The 14511-nt window shown below is 65.3% G+C and carries 14 protein-coding genes and 1 pseudogene; 10 read left to right on the forward strand and 5 right to left on the reverse strand.

Annotated features, from left to right (window positions below; genetic code table 11):
* Nucleotides 1-15: 15 nt before the first annotated feature.
* The 3 genes from BM287_RS09295 to BM287_RS17820 form a co-directional block, all read right to left on the reverse strand.
* Nucleotides 16-597, reverse strand: coding sequence for a response regulator transcription factor (locus BM287_RS09295; RefSeq protein ID WP_170857493.1), 582 nt, complete (start codon nt 595-597; stop codon nt 16-18).
* Nucleotides 590-1642, reverse strand: coding sequence for a sensor histidine kinase (locus BM287_RS09300; protein ID WP_175463927.1), 1053 nt, complete (start codon nt 1640-1642; stop codon nt 590-592). Before BM287_RS09300 ends, BM287_RS09295 begins: the two co-directional genes overlap by 8 nt.
* A gap of 669 nt (nt 1643-2311) precedes the next feature.
* Nucleotides 2312-2872: a hypothetical protein gene (locus tag BM287_RS17820; protein ID WP_170857490.1), complete on the reverse strand. Its 561-nt coding sequence runs from the start codon at nt 2870-2872 to the stop codon at nt 2312-2314.
* A gap of 73 nt (nt 2873-2945) precedes the next feature.
* On the opposite strand from BM287_RS17820, the gene BM287_RS18065 reads away from it, so the two are divergent.
* The gene (locus tag BM287_RS18065; RefSeq protein ID WP_280140940.1) at nt 2946-3686 is read left to right on the forward strand and encodes a cell wall-binding repeat-containing protein; all 741 of its coding nucleotides are present in this window, start codon (nt 2946-2948) and stop codon (nt 3684-3686) included.
* Between the two features lie 20 nt (nt 3687-3706).
* On the forward strand, nt 3707-4795 hold the full coding sequence (locus BM287_RS09310; RefSeq protein WP_139230645.1) for a hypothetical protein: 1089 nt from the start codon (nt 3707-3709) through the stop codon (nt 4793-4795).
* An 833-nt stretch (nt 4796-5628) separates the two neighbouring features.
* Here the strand turns inward: BM287_RS09310 and zapE are convergent.
* Nucleotides 5629-6684, reverse strand: coding sequence for a cell division protein ZapE (gene zapE, locus BM287_RS09315; RefSeq protein WP_090038402.1), 1056 nt, complete (start codon nt 6682-6684; stop codon nt 5629-5631).
* Between the two features lie 135 nt (nt 6685-6819).
* Here zapE and BM287_RS09320 point away from each other — a divergent pair, with 135 nt between their 5' ends.
* From BM287_RS09320 to BM287_RS09335, 4 genes are all read left to right on the forward strand, one after another.
* On the forward strand, nt 6820-7737 hold the full coding sequence (locus BM287_RS09320) for a sulfurtransferase (RefSeq protein ID WP_090038400.1): 918 nt from the start codon (nt 6820-6822) through the stop codon (nt 7735-7737).
* Nucleotides 7738-7784: 47 nt separating this feature from the next.
* Entirely contained in the window at nt 7785-8219 is a 435-nt protein-coding gene (locus BM287_RS09325) for a SufE family protein (RefSeq protein WP_090038397.1), read from the forward strand.
* 207 nt (nt 8220-8426) lie between these two features.
* Nucleotides 8427-9710, forward strand: coding sequence for an ammonium transporter (locus tag BM287_RS09330; protein ID WP_090038394.1), 1284 nt, complete (start codon nt 8427-8429; stop codon nt 9708-9710).
* 107 nt (nt 9711-9817) lie between these two features.
* On the forward strand, nt 9818-11038 hold the full coding sequence (locus tag BM287_RS09335) for an ammonium transporter (RefSeq protein WP_244528101.1): 1221 nt from the start codon (nt 9818-9820) through the stop codon (nt 11036-11038).
* A 57-nt stretch (nt 11039-11095) separates the two neighbouring features.
* Here BM287_RS09335 and BM287_RS18070 read toward each other — a convergent pair.
* Nucleotides 11096-11327 (reverse strand): annotated as a pseudogene (locus tag BM287_RS18070) (recombinase family protein); the annotation flags it as partial.
* Between the two features lie 482 nt (nt 11328-11809).
* Here BM287_RS18070 and BM287_RS09345 point away from each other — a divergent pair.
* The 4 genes from BM287_RS09345 to BM287_RS09365 form a co-directional block, all read left to right on the forward strand.
* Nucleotides 11810-12958 carry an ImmA/IrrE family metallo-endopeptidase gene (locus tag BM287_RS09345; RefSeq protein WP_090038385.1) on the forward strand — a complete coding sequence of 383 codons (1149 nt, stop codon included), beginning with the start codon at nt 11810-11812 and terminating at the stop codon, nt 12956-12958.
* Nucleotides 12958-13449, forward strand: a complete 492-nt coding sequence (locus BM287_RS09350; RefSeq protein WP_211772965.1) for a DUF4411 family protein — start codon at nt 12958-12960, stop codon at nt 13447-13449. Before BM287_RS09345 ends, BM287_RS09350 begins: the two co-directional genes overlap by 1 nt.
* A gap of 471 nt (nt 13450-13920) precedes the next feature.
* Complete coding sequence (locus tag BM287_RS09360; RefSeq protein ID WP_090038372.1) at nt 13921-14190, forward strand: hypothetical protein; 270 nt, start codon at nt 13921-13923, stop codon at nt 14188-14190.
* Between the two features lie 45 nt (nt 14191-14235).
* Nucleotides 14236-14511: transposase (locus BM287_RS09365; RefSeq protein WP_139230646.1), on the forward strand; the 276-nt coding region annotated here is incomplete at its 3' end.

Raw genomic sequence — 14511 nt, forward strand, 5'->3', positions numbered from 1 at the left:
ATCGGCATCCGGTCGTCACAGATACCCGAGGAGGCGGGCCAGACGAACGGCTTCGGTGCGCGAGTGCGCGTGCAGCTTGTCGAACGCATTCGCGAGATGCCGGCGCACCGTCCCTTCAGCGATGGACAGGATTGTGGCGATCGTGCGGTTGCCATGTCCGTGCGCCACAAGTCGAAGTACTTCCGTCTCGCGGACAGTCAGAACGCCCGGGCCGGAATCCGATGCTCTCTGGCGGCGAATGCTCGCGAGTCGTTGGAGGACCTCTGCGGTTGGAGTCGTCTTGGAGAGGACCTCGTCCACGCCCGCGGCCACCAGTTGTCTCGTCATGGAGCCGCCGGAGTACATCGTGAGCACTGCGATCCGCATTTCTGCGTGCTGCGCACGAACAGCGCGAATCGTGTCGCCCACCGGAGGGCCCGGCATCTCAATGTCCAAGCAGAGAACGTCCGGGTTGTGCTCAAGGGCAAGCCTGATCGCTTCGTCCGAGGTGCAGCCGACACCTACGACTTGGAAACGGCCGGAACGCTCCAGCGCAGTCACCAGACCCTCCCGCAAGATCGGGTGGTCGTCCACCACGACGATACGAGTGTCATCCACGGCTTGACGCATCTACAGGGAGACTGAGGCTCATGGCCGTTCCACAGCTGTCGCTTGTCACTTCGAAACGTGCGCCGAGGACAGCAGACCGCTCGCGCATCCCCACGAGTCCCCATGGTGTGCGCGGCCCCGGCTCGACCGGACGGATACCGCCTCCATCGTCGTGAACAGTGACATGGCAAGCGGTCGGCTCCCAAACGCATTTCACGTCGATCCGTGAGGCGTCGACGGCGTGAGCCCGAGCATTCCGGATCGCCTCGCGCGTAATCGCGAAGATCTCTTCAGCGATTTCCTGCCTGATCAGCGGCTCGTGGCCTAGCACCTCAAGGCTGACCGTCGGGGTGCCGACGTAATCGGAGCAGAAATCCTCGATCGCTTGAGACATCGAACGCCCATCGAGCGACTCTCGCAGATTGGTGGCGATGTCCTGGACATCGAGGAGTGCGTTTCTCAACGCTGTCAGGGAGCTGTCGTCGGCCAGGATGCACCCGCCGCTCTGGTGATCCTCCCAAGCTCGGATGGCGACGAGGATTTCCGGCCCGACACGATCGTGCAACTCCCGGGCTACCGCAAGTCGTGCATCGGCGGACGACGTCAGCAGCCGTTCCCGAAGCGCGCTCGTGTACGCGATCGCTCCTTGCGGGAAGCGTCGCCAGATCGCCCGATGCAGCGATTGCGCCACACGGACGGGATCGGCGACATTCCGAAGGTCTTCCGCCATGAGAGGCAAGGCGATGTCGAAGAGAATTTCCGCGAGCATGAGCGGCACCGCGGGATGTTCTACGCGATCTGCCGCTTCGACACCGATCTCCACGGATTCCGTGTCAAGTGCATAGACGAATGACAGTGGGCTCTGCTCGTGAGGTGTCTGCTCGGCGCGGCGGTACGCCTCGACGAGCATCGAACGCGTTTGCTGCTTCAGAAGATCGTCGCTCGTCGTGAAGTAGTCAGCGATGTCCGGGTGCTTGAGAAGTTCCCTCCCATAGGCATCAAGGATCTCATCGATGGCGGCTCGGGGGTGTGGGCGGATTCGGACGTCGTGCACCATCGCAATATACACAATTCGGCACATTGATCGTAGATGCGACCGGCCAATACGGTCAGATGTGTTCGGGGTTTCTGTTGCCGCGGCGATAGTTGTACTTAAGGAGTAGTTGGATGATGGAAGGCCGCGCGTATAGCAGAGGCTCAAGAACGTCTCTATCCGTCGCATCGGTAGCCGCTGTAGCTCTCGTGGTCAGCGCATTTGTGATCGCCACAGCTTCAAGCTCTGCCGAGGCGGGCGATCAGCCGAAGATCCTTCGAGCCGGGTCGTCAATCGGGGGTGCATCATCCGACGAGGGTCTTCGATCCTGCACGGTCACAGTCCCCGGCCGCCGGATTTCCGACGGGAAGCCGCAGCTGCTCACCTCTGGATGGTGCGGCGACCGATCGATCACAGGCTCTGACCGATTCACCCTCATCGAGCGCTCATCGGCGGGCGGCTCCGCGATCGCCTCGGGTACGGGCGACCTGGGCTCGAAAGCGATCGGCACCTCACTCTGGGAGCCCGACGGTATCGGACTTGTCGACCTCACCGCTTCAGACGCATCCACGTTGCCCGAAACAATTACCTGGGGTCTCAGCAGCGGAGCGCCCCTCGCCTCAGCCCCGATCAAGATCCGCGACGTCGTCGCGCCAAAGGTGGGCGATCCCATCTGCAAGTCGAGTGACATCACGGGCTGGACCTGTGCTCAACTCGCGGCGAAACGGGAGCGCCGGGGATGGTGGGCTCATCCCTGGTCGGTATGTTGATCGGTTCGTCGTTCTCAGACACCTGCAACCCAGCCGCGCAGGACGCCGGCCAGCCATACTCGTCCTTCCTCTCGATCAAGAGCGCATCGGGACGGCCGTCCGCACTCAGCACCCTCGCCGGGCGGTGGGAACCGCAGATCGCAGTCGAGCCTCCGGTGGTCGCCAACGCCGCGGGCACCGCCATCGCTGCGACATCGAGTATTCGGGGAACCCTTCCTTTCGGGGGCAGCAACCACACAGTCACCCTTTCCCCATCGTCAAAGCCGCCGATCACGACGGCTGTTCGCCCTGACGGCTCATGGGAGATACCGCTGTCGGGGATCGCGCCTGGCCGGTACTCGTACTCCTTGACCGCGGGCTGGGGGACCTCGAACAAGTCCACTCCCGTGAGTGGGACACTCACGGTGATCGAGACGACGAGGATCGCCGGAGCGGACCGGTGGACCGGTTCGGTGCTCGCATCCAAGGCGGCCTTTCCCACAACCGCGCCGGTTGTCTACGTGGCGAACGGAGAGACTTTCCCTGATGCACTCTCCGCGTCAGCCGCCGCTGGCATGGAGGGCGGCCCCTTGCTCCTCACTCCTGGTGGATCTCTGTCCGATGTAACCCGTGCCGAGATACAACGATTGAAGCCGAGCCGCATTGTCGTTGTCGGAGGCGAAGCCGCGGTGGCTTCCGCAGTCTCCAATCAGCTCGCATCGTTGGCGTCCGTGACGCGGATCGCTGGTGCGGACCGATTCGAAACATCACGCGCAGTGGCAGCACGCTTCCCTGCCACCTCGGTCGCCTATCTGGCGAGCGGCCTCGACTTTCCCGACGCGCTTTCTGCTTCCGCAGCAGGAGGCGCCCGGAAAGCGCCAGTGATCCTGATAGACGGCAGGCTCTCCACGGTTGACCAGCCGACTCTCGACCGAATCCGGGCTCTCAAGGTCTCGTCCATCAAACTCTTGGGCGGCTCCGTTGCCATATCGGCTGGGATTCAAACCCAGCTCTCGGGAAGTTTCACCGTCGGTCGCTTTGCCGGGAGTGTCCGAGAGGACACCTCGCGGCTGGTGAACGACGACTACTTCCAAACCGCCGCTTCCGCGTATATCGCAACGTCGGGGTCATTCCCTGATGCCTTGAGCGGGGGAGCGCTCGCCGCCCGCAACCGCAGCCCCCTCTATCTCGTTCCCGGCGGGTGCGTGCCCGCCGCCACACTTCAGTCCATCGCAGCCCGAGGAGCCACCACGGTGATCACCCTCGGGGGGGCCGCCGTCGTGAGCGAAGCCGCCAAGAACCTCGCGTCATGCTGACGCATCGAAGGAGAACTCCAATGAAGTCACGCCGGAGTCGCACTCGTTGCGCGGTCCTTGCCGCGGTCGGAGTGCTCGCCGTCGGCGCCCTGGCCATGCCGCCATCGAACGCCGCCGCTACAGCTGCAACTGCAGAAGCCAGCACGGAGAATCCATGGAAGGACGCCGCTCTGCTTCCGACTGTGCAGGTTGTCGCGCCCTTCGACCATGCCATCACGGTTCGTCAGGCTGTAGACCTCGCGGCCTCGCGCCAACAGTCGATCGTAGGCGTGCGTGTACAGAACGCCGCCTCGATGGCTGCGTACATCATCCAGCCTGATTTCACGTCTGAGCAGTTCGATGCGTGGTTCCTGCGCGAGTTCGGAACTGCGCCGCAGGCCGTCGGCTGGATCGTCGAGAAGGAGCGGGCCGTAAAAACTGACGGATCGCCTGAAGTGGTACCGGACGAGCCCGTTGTCACGACTGGGCTCGCGACGTTCTCCGCAGCGACCGCTCTCGCGCCGAGTCAGGCCGCGACCTTTGCGGCGCGATCGGAGAAGCTTGCTACCGACGGGCCCTCCTTGAAGCCTCTTGCGGCAGCGCCAAACAGCTGGAAGCCCAGCCTGGTGGAGGTGGATATCGAGGAGGACCCGGCTAACCGATCGATGCAATTTCGCCAGTACGCGCTTTGGAGCGGTGGGAGCACCCCGGTCGCCACCCCCGTGGGCTGGGGAATGGAGTTCGGAGTCGACTTGTACAACAATGCCACGGGAACTCGGACACCCTTCGGAGGGTGTCCGGGAGATTTCAGGAAGCAGTTCATTGCCGCGAACCGGGACTACTCGTGGGCGGTCACATTCGGCTCGACGAACTTGAGCGTTTCAACCGAAACATATGCCGACTACAACGACCTCTTCGACAGCTGCGGGAGGAATTCGATCACAGTTGGTCTCCGTCATCCTGAGCGGATACCGGCTTTCAAGACCGGGCTATACTCTGTCCTCGTGTCCATTCGCGCTCCACGCGGTGCGACCGCGTCGAGCAAAGTGGGCGGAGACGTCCAATTGGTGGACGCTGCAACCTGCCTGCATGGGGATCGGGAGCAGCCTGGTGCCAGCGAACGGGGCTGACATGCACCGCCCGACTCTCGGAAAGACCCGCAATTGGGTGGCGAAGCCGAACCGATGCTGGATATCGGGGAGTTCCGGTGCGGCAACGCCTCTGCCGGTATTTCCGTTGAGCACGAGCGGAGGAAGCGGATGTTTCACAAACAAGTAGCGTGCCGGTGCCTAGAGCAACAGGAGTCGCGCACCTGATGCGCGACGATCGCGCCCTGAAATTGTTCGCCTCCCGTCGGACACATCCCGAGTACTCAGCCGGACAGCTATGAGTCAGCGCTCGGTCAATGAGCGAGTCCTGTTGCGGCTTGCGACGGGGCTGTCGATAGCGCTTCTGACCATCGGTCTGCTCGGGTGTTTTGTAATGGCAGCGGGGTCATACAAGAACCAGTGCACGAGAGATGGACCTTTTGCTCCCGATAACGTCCGCATCATAGTCGACAATGAAGGGACGCGATCGCTCGGCGTGTGGCCGTTGTGGCGGCAGTGCACGTGGTCGCTGGAGGGGGGCGGCAAGATCACCGTGGTCGACCCGTCGATGTACGGGTCGACTTTGACCCTGTACGGAGTCACGGCGGCCGGCGCGGCAGTGTTGCTATACGCGCGCTTAGCTAAACGCTCAGCCCGGCGTGCACATGTGGACGACGATACGCATGCATGAGGCGATCTCGACGGGATGCCAATGGAGGTTGGTGGACGGGACGAGTTATGCCTAAACAGAAGACTCGAACTATGCTCCGATCGCCTTCATCTACGCACTCGTGCTCACGGGGGTAGCGGGAGTTGCCGTCTCGGTCGCAGCCCGATTCGGTTTAGGCGGCCGGCGCACCGTCTGACAGCGTGCGCTACTCGTCGTGGGGAGGGAGCTCGCCCGCGGTGAGCGCGATCATGCGGGAGGTCGAGCGCAGGTACTTCTTGCGGTAGCCGCCGCCGAGCATCTCGTCGTCGAACACCTCGCTGAGCGGAACGCCCGTCTGCACGACCGGGATCTCGGCGTCGTAGACGCGATCGATGAAGGCGACGAGCCGGAGCGCCGCCATCTGGTCGTGCAGCACCTCCACGTCGGTGAGGCCGATCACATCCACGCCCTCGATCATCTTGATGTAGCGGGAGGGGTGGACCGTCGCCAGGTGCGCGATCAGATCCTCGAACCGGTCGCTCGTGACGGTCTCGCCGCGCTCGGCCATCGCCGCGACGACCCGCTGGTAGTCCGCCGGCTCGACGGTGAGGGCGTGCCCGGTCGTGTCGCGGCGGCGGTAGTCGAGGCCGTCGATGCGGATGGTCTGGAAGTTGGCGGACAGCGACTGGATCTCGCGCAGGAAGTCGCTCGCGGCGAAGCGACCCTCGCCGAGAGCGTTCGGCGGCGTGTTGCTGGTCGCGGCGATCCGGGTTCCGGAGGCGACCAGCTCGCCGAGCATCCGGGTCATCATCATGGTGTCGCCCGGGTCGTCGAGCTCGAACTCGTCGATGCAGATCAGAGTGGAGCCGCGGAGCAGGTTGACAGCTCCCGCATATCCGAGGGCTCCGACGAGGGCCGTGTACTCGATGAAGGTGCCGAAGTACTTGGGTCCGGGCGCCTCGTGCCAGAGCGCCGCCAGGAGGTGCGTCTTGCCGACGCCGAAGCCGCCGTCCAGGTAGACGCCGGGCTTCATCGCCTCCACCTTCCTGCGGCTGCGGCTGAACAGCCCGGCCGGACGCTGCGGCTCCCACGTCTTCGCGAACAGCTTCAGCGTGGAGACGGCCTCGGCCTGCGACGGGTAGTCGTGGTCCGGCCGGTAGGACTCGAAGGTCGCGTGCTCGAACTGCGACGGCGGGACCAGGCTCTCCGCGATCTCGGCGCCCGTGATCGCGGGCGAACGGTCGGCGAGTCGGGGGAGGGCGCCGGTCTGTTCGAGGGTCATGACGGGTTGTGCACCTTTGTGTCGAAGTCTTACCGCGGCCGTTACCAGCCGCCTACGCTGGACATAGATTCGCAGCTGTCGCAGGCCTCCCAGCCTAGCCCCGCGATTCCGGACCGACCCTGGAGGGCACAACGCATGACCATCGAGACCGACCCGTCGCCCGAGTTCACCGGCTACGCGCACCCCGAGCGCCTGGTGAGCACCGACTGGCTCGCCGCGCACCTGGGCGAACCGGGCCTGGCGGTGGTGGAGTCCGATGAGGATGTGCTGCTCTACGACACGGGTCACATCCCGGGCTCGGTCAAGATCGACTGGCACACGGATCTCAACGACCCCGTGGTCCGCGACTACGTGAGCCCGGAGCGCTTCGCCGAGCTGCTCGGCTCGAAGGGGATCGCGCGCGACACCACGGTCGTCATCTACGGCGACAAGAACAACTGGTGGGCCGCCTATGCACTCTGGGTGTTCACCCTGTTCGGCCACGAGGACGTGCGGCTGCTCGACGGCGGCCGCGACAAGTGGATCGCCGAGGGTCGCGAGCTCACCCGCGAGGTGCCGCATCCCGCGCCGGTGGAGTACCCGGTCGTCGAGCGCGACGACTCGGTCGTCCGCGCCTTCAAGGAAGACGTTCTCGCCCACCTGGGACTCGTCCGTTCGGGAGGAGGGGCGCTCATCGACGTGCGGTCGCCCGAGGAGTACAGCGGCGAGCGGACCGAGATCCCCGGCTACCCGACCGAAGGCGCGCTGCGAGCCGGCCACATCCCGTCGGCGAAGTCGGTCCCCTGGGCGAAGGCCGCCGCTCCCGACGCGACGTTCAAGCGCCGCGCGGAGCTGGAAGAGGTCTACCTCGACGGAGCCGGGCTGAAGCCCGGCGACGATGTCATCGCGTACTGCCGCATCGGCGAGCGCTCCAGCCACACCTGGTTCGTGCTGACCCACCTCCTCGGCTTCGAGAACGTCAAGAACTACGACGGCTCCTGGACCGAGTGGGGCTCCGCCGTGCGCGTCCCGATCGCGACCGGCGCCGAGCCGGGCGAGGTCCCGGCGCGCTGACCCGCCGATCCGAGATCGACACGCCTGCGAAGACGTACGCTTGAAAGATGGCCGAACTGACGGGCGCGCTCGCCGAGATCCGTGACGACTTCCAGGCGCTGGAGCAGAACGACCGCCTGCAGCTGCTGCTGGAGTTCTCCGACGAGCTGCCGGAGCTGCCCGAACGCTATCGCGACCATCCCGACCTCCTGGAGAGGGTGGAGGAGTGCCAGGCGCCCGTCTTCATCTTCGTGGAGGTCGACGGCGACGACATCGTCCACCTGTTCGCCACCGCGCCCCGGGAGGCGCCCACCACGCGCGGCTTCGCGTCGATCCTCGTGCAAGGCCTCGCCGGTCTGACCGCCGACGAGGTCCTCGCCGTGCCCGACGACTTCCCGCAGACGCTGGGCCTGACCCAGGCGGTGTCGCCGCTGCGCCTGCGCGGGATGTCCGCGCTCCTCGGCCGCGCCAAGCGGCAGATCCGCGAGAAGCTCGCCGCCTGAGGCGGCGGCGTTCCTCGCCGAGGACACCGGCAGCCTCCCGAAACACAGTGTTTACACAGCACAGGAATGCGTAACACAGGCGAAACACGCGCATCCCTCTGTCGAAATCTCTCCAGCCGAGACTGGCTGCACCCCGAAAGCGCCCCCCACCCGGATCGGGAACGCGTCACCCCGCGGGGCCTTTGCACAGAGAGGTAGACAATTCGCATGGTGCTTCACACAGCAGCGGACTACGCAACGACCGGGACGGTCAACGCCCTATGGCTCCTGGTCGCCGCAGCCCTCGTCCTGCTGATGACCCCCGGCGTGGCCTTCTTCTACGGCGGCATGGTCCGCGCGAAGAGCGTCATCAGCATGATGATGATGAGCTTCGGCGCGATGGCCCTGGTCGGCGTCCTCTGGGTCCTCTACGGCTACGGCCTGTCGTTCGGCAAGCCGAGCATCCCGCACTTCCTCGGAACGCCCGACTGGTTCCTCTCGAGCCTGATGGGCAAGGACGGCATCACGCCGGACCTCGGCGGGCTTGCATTCGCTGGCTTCCAGGCCACCTTCGCCATCATCACCGTCGCCCTGATCTCGGGTGCGATCGCCGACCGCGCGAAGTTCGGCTCGTGGATGGTGTTCGCCGGCATCTGGGTGACGGTCGTCTACTTCCCGGTCGCCTACTGGGTGTTCAACCTCGCCGACGGCTGGGCCCCCGCCGTCCTGCACGTGAACGACTTCGCGGGTGGCACGGCCGTGCACATCAACGCCGGTGCTGCCGGCCTTGCTCTGGCCCTGGTGCTCGGCAAGCGCGTCGGCTTCCAGAAGGGCATGAACAAGCCGCACAACGTCCCGCTGACGCTGCTCGGCGCCGCCCTGCTCTGGTTCGGCTGGTTCGGCTTCAACGCGGGTTCTGAGGCCGCTGTGGACGGCGTCGCTGCCCTCGCCTGGATCAACACCCTGGCTGCCCCCGCCGCGGCGACGATCGGCTGGCTGATCGTGGAGAAGATCAAGGACGGCAAGCCGACCTCCATCGGCGCCGCATCCGGTGCGGTCGCGGGCCTCGTTGCGATCACCCCGGCCTGCAACATCCTGACCCCCGGTTTCGGCATCCTGCTGGGCCTTGTCGCCGGCGCCGTCTGCGCCCTGGCGATCGACCTGAAGTTCCGCCTCGGATTCGACGACTCGCTCGACGTGGTCGGCATCCACCTCGTCGGCGGCATCATCGGTACCCTCTGGATCGGCGTCTTCGGCTTCACCCACACCTACAACAGCAAGGGCGAGGCGACCTCGCAGTTCTCGAGCCTGCTCTACGGCGGCAGCTTCCAGCAGCTCGGCGTGCAGGCACTGGGCGCCTTCTCGGTGCTGATCTTCTCCTTCGTCCTGGCGTACGCGATCGGCTGGGCCATCCAGAAGACGATGGGCTTCCGTATCAAGAACGAGGACGAGCTGGCCGGCGTCGACACCGTGGTGCACGGCGAGGAGGGCTACTCGCTCGAGACGGTCTGATCCGAGCGCAGTCCACGACCCGGACGGGGCGTCGCCGAGAGGCGGTGCCCCGTCCGCCGTCGTGGGGACCGTCGCTAGGGTGAGGGGAGCGATTCAGGCGAGGGAGCATGATGGCACAAGCGACACCGGATCAGGTGGATGCGCTGCTGCTGTTCTTCTGCGGCGCACTCGTGGTCCTTGCGGCCTTCGGGCTGGCGCTGTTCGCCGGCGGAATGGCCGGCCGTGCCCGGGCCGCGCGCTCGTTCCGCTTCGTGCTGGTCGGCGCTGCCATCGTCGTGGTGCTGGCCGTGCTGGGAGGCTACGGCATGGTCGCCGGGCGGCCGCTCCTCCCGAGCATGGTCGGGCGGCCCGACCCGGGGCTGGCGTCGGTCGTGGGCATCCACCCCGCTGCGTCCTCCCCGTATCCGGCCGCGCGTGCCGGATACCTGATCGCCGTGCTCGTGCTGTGCACGGCGATCGCCGCGGTCGGCGTCGCGTCGCGGCTGACAGTGCGCGCGTGGATCGTGCTCCTGGTCCTCTGGCTGCCGCTGGTGCTCGTCCCTGTCGGCTACGGCGTCTTCGCGCTGAACGACGGATGGGCGGTCGCAGGACTCCACGTCGTCGATTTCGGGGGAGCGCTGCCGGTGGTGGCAGCGGGTGCCAGCGCTGTGGGCATCCTGATCGCCTGTGGACGGAGTGAGCACCTGCCTCTGCGTCCGGCTAGGCCCTCCCTCGTCGCAATCGGCGGTGCCGCACTCTGGGTGGGCTGGCTCGGGCTGGTGGTGGGGTCGGAGGGCGCGCTCGACGCGTACGCGCCGCAGATCGCCATCGGAGCGTTCCTCGCGTCGGCCACCGGTGTCCTGATGTGGATGCTGGTGGATGCGGTCCTGCTGCGGCGTCCCACCCTCACCAGCGCGCTGTGCGGGGCGTTCGCCGGCCTCGTGGCCATGACGGCCGCCTCCGGAGTCCTCACTCTCGGCTGGGCGATGCTGCTGGGCGCGCTGTCTGCGCTGGCGTGCGCCACCATGGTGGACCTGGCGACGCGTGCACGCTTCGGCCCCGCGCTGACGCTCTGCGTCGTGGCGATCGTCGGCGGCCTCGTCGGCCTCCTCTTCCCCGGCCTGTTCGCGACGGGAGGCGGCATGGTCGACAGCGGCAACTTCGACCTGTTCATCGCGCAGGGGATCGCCGGGATGGGGGTCCTGCTCTACTCGACCACGGTGTCCCTGCTCCTGGCGCTGGCGGTGCGTTTCACCGTCGGCCTGACGCGCGTCCGCTCGGTTGCGCACGGTGCGGCTGCTGAAATGCAGCCGAGCCGGTCGGAGGTGGTTCGCGCGCGCGGGCGATGAGGACTCTGGGGGCGCCGAGCCCCCGGCCGCTGCTCCACTGAACGCACGAAACCCTCGGCGTGCGTCCGGCAGGGAAACGGGCCAGCCGGTCAAGCTTCGCGACGACGTGGGTGTCGCCGGCACGCACGGCCGCTACCGCTTCACGGAGTCCGGGCCGCACGCGCTTGGTGCCGGTGAGACCGTGGTCGACGTGGATGTTGTCCTCGTCGACGCCGAGGTCCCGGAGGGTGTTGCGTTGCGTGGTGAGATCGTTCGCGTAGGTAGAGACGCGGGCGCCACCGATGAGCATGGTTCGGACCGTCGCGTTTGAGGCACCCTCACCGGGCATATTTGCGGGCAGGTCTTACGGGAATCTCCCGCCCGCGGAAATACGCGATCCGCCGAACCGGCTTCCGACCGGGGCGGAAGTCCCGTCGATCGACCGGCTTGCGGGCATACCGTATGCCTGTGAGCTCGTGCAACGTGCACTAGAGTGCTGGACGCGGAGTGATTTGCCGTGTCGCTCTAGGCTTTCTGCTCCTGATGGGTAACGAATACCGCGAACCACAGAATCCTGGCAGCTACCCAGGCTTGGTGAGCATGGGCAACGTAGCAGGGGCGGGCCTGATCAGCCCGCCCCACCTCTGGACATCAGACGTCGATTCGAGAAGCGACATCCTTCAGCACGAGAGGACCGCATAAGTGCGGCGTTGCGAGTTCGACTGCGGCTGCCATACGGGGTTATTGAGAGACTGCACCGGGTAGGCTTCAAGCAATTTGCGGAGGAGAGCAATGAGCGTGGACGTGGCCCCGGGGGTGTTGTCCTGGGCGCGTGAGCGCGCGGGTGTGGACCTAGCGGCGCTCGAAGCGAAGTTTCCCGCGCTGCCCGAGTGGGAGCGCGGTACTGCTGCGCCCACGTTCAGTCAGCTGCAGCAATTCGCCAAAGCCACTCACGCGCCTATCGGGTATTTGCTCCTTCCAGAGCCCCCAATTGAGCCATTGCCGATCCCGGACTTTCGAACCTTCCGCGACGCTGCCGTGCACCGTCCGTCTGTGGATTTGCTCGATCAGATATACCTCGTTGAGCAACGTCAGGAGTGGTACCGAGAGCATCAACGAGCGGTCGGAAGTGCCCCACTAGATTTCGTGGGCTCCGTCAGCACTCGAGACAACCCAATAACGGTTGCCGATCAAATCGCCAATCGGGTCCGGTTCACCGTGGAAGATAGGGCGAGATACCGATCTTGGTCCGAAGCACTCCGGGATCTCATTGATCTCATTGAGGACATCGGTGTCCTGGTGATGATCAGCGGCGTCGTGGGCGCGAATACCCGACGCGCGTTGGACCCGCGCGAGTTCCGAGGGTTTGCACTGGCGGATCCGTTGGCACCGGTGATCTTTGTCAACGGCAAGGACAGCAAGGCGGCCCAGATCTTCACGCTCCTGCATGAGGTGGTGCATGTCTGGGTCGGGGAGAGCGCCCTCTCTGATGCGTCTCTTGCTGCAGGGTCCGGGAACGACGACGAACGGTTCTGCAACGCGATTGCCGCCGAGATCCTCGTCCCGCTGAACAGCTTGCGGCGGGAGTGGGATCCGAACGCGGATCGCAGGCAGGAACTCGATCGGATGGCTGCGAAGTTCAGGGTTAGCACCCTCGTCGTGCTCAGCCGAGTGTTCGATCTCGGGGGCCTGCCGTGGGACGAGTACCAGGACTGGTACGGGGCCGAGGCGGCGTACGTGCTCAAGAAGATCGGCGTGAACACGTCCGACGGCGGCAACTACTACAACAGCGCGCCGTTCCAAATGAGCCGACGATTCGCACGAGCTGTGATCGCCGACACGCTTGAAGGGCGCACACTGCACCGGGACGCCTTCCAGATGTTGGGATTCCGCAAAGCTGCGACATTCAATGAACTCGGTCGCCGGCTGGGGGTCGCCTGATGTACCTGTTGGACGCGAACGTTTTCATCACCGCGAAGAACGTCCACTACGACTTCGCCGTCGTTCCGGGGTTCTGGGACTGGATCGACCGGTCGGTGGCTGCCGGGGAGGCGGTCAGCATCGACCGCGTCCAGACCGAACTCCGGGCCCAGCGGGATGAGCTCAGCGAGTGGGTGCACACCCGATCGGACATGTTCCGGCGTTCCACCGATCCGTTGGCGCCTGCGTTGACCCAGATTGCAAGCTGGGCGACATCGCAGCCGCAGTACCAGCCCGCCGCGCTGGCGACCTTCCTTGATAGTGCAGACTACTTTCTCGTTGCTCACGCGTTGACCTTCGGCGACACGGTCGTCACCCATGAGGTCCCGGCACCGGCATCACAGACGCGGGTGAAGATCCCGGATGCCTGCCGTGGCGTCAGTGTGCGTTACGTTAACCCGTTCACGATGCTCCGAAAGGAACGCGCCCGCTTCGAGCTTGCGGCTGCCTGAGCTCTTGCGGCGTAGAACCGAACCCGGACTCCGGCGCACGCATCTGCCCGCGCGTCGGCCTCGCTCATAGAACCCTCACTAAGAAGTGTCCCGCAAAGGCCAAAACGTCACACGTAAGCCCGCCGGGCCTTGTGTGGTTAGGAATCGTCCGCGTTCATATGGGGTGCTCCTGCAGAACGCGGACCCCTATCGGCGCGCGGACCACCCGTACACAAATCATGACGTCTATGTCACCGATCAAAACCCATGCGAGCAGATCGCGGCACAAGACTTCGACCCGCCGTGCGGAACCGAAGTTGACCAATTCGTCAACGGAGAGCCGCTCACACATCCCGTGATGTGGTTGCAGAGCTCCTTCCACCACCGCCCACGCGTCGAAGACGAGCCGCTGATGGATGAAAAGTGGCTATCGTTCGAACTAGTTCCGAGAAGAGTCAAGCGCGCAAAACCCTTTGGCGCCGCACACACCCCATGAATGAGATCCCCCTTGAGCCGGACGACCTTCGGCTCCTCCTTCGCATCACCGGTAACCTGCAGCTCACCTACCTCGTCGATGACCCCGCCACGATACTGGCGACCATCAAGCAGGAGATTGCTAAATCAACGATCGACCGCGGCCTAGCAGGTACCGACGATCCGCAAGAGCAGCAGGAACAACTGAACAGGCTGAGTGCCCGAATCCGGCGCGCTCTCGGCGAGCCAGTCGACGAGACAGGCCACACGCTCCCAACGGACAGCTAGGGCGTGTCTCCTAAATATTTGGGCTGATGCCGTGATGCTGGAGTGGTGTCACGTTTTCAGTTGCTCTCGGATGCTCAGTGGGATCTGATCGGCCCGATGCTTCCCGGGCCGACCGGCCGGAGGGGGCGCCCGTTCTCGGATGCCCGGACGATGGTCGAGGCCATCGCGTATCGCTATCGGACCGGGATCGCGTGGCGGGACCTGCCCACGGTGTTCGGACCCTGGCAGACGGTGTGGAAATGGCACCGGCGGATGGCCGGCGACGGCACCTGGGACCGGGTCCATTCACTGTTGCTGGCCCGCGCCGACGCGGCGGGCAAG

It is taken from the genome of Leifsonia sp. CL147 (genome assembly GCF_900114565.1).
Lineage (GTDB): Bacteria > Actinomycetota > Actinomycetes > Actinomycetales > Microbacteriaceae > Leifsonia.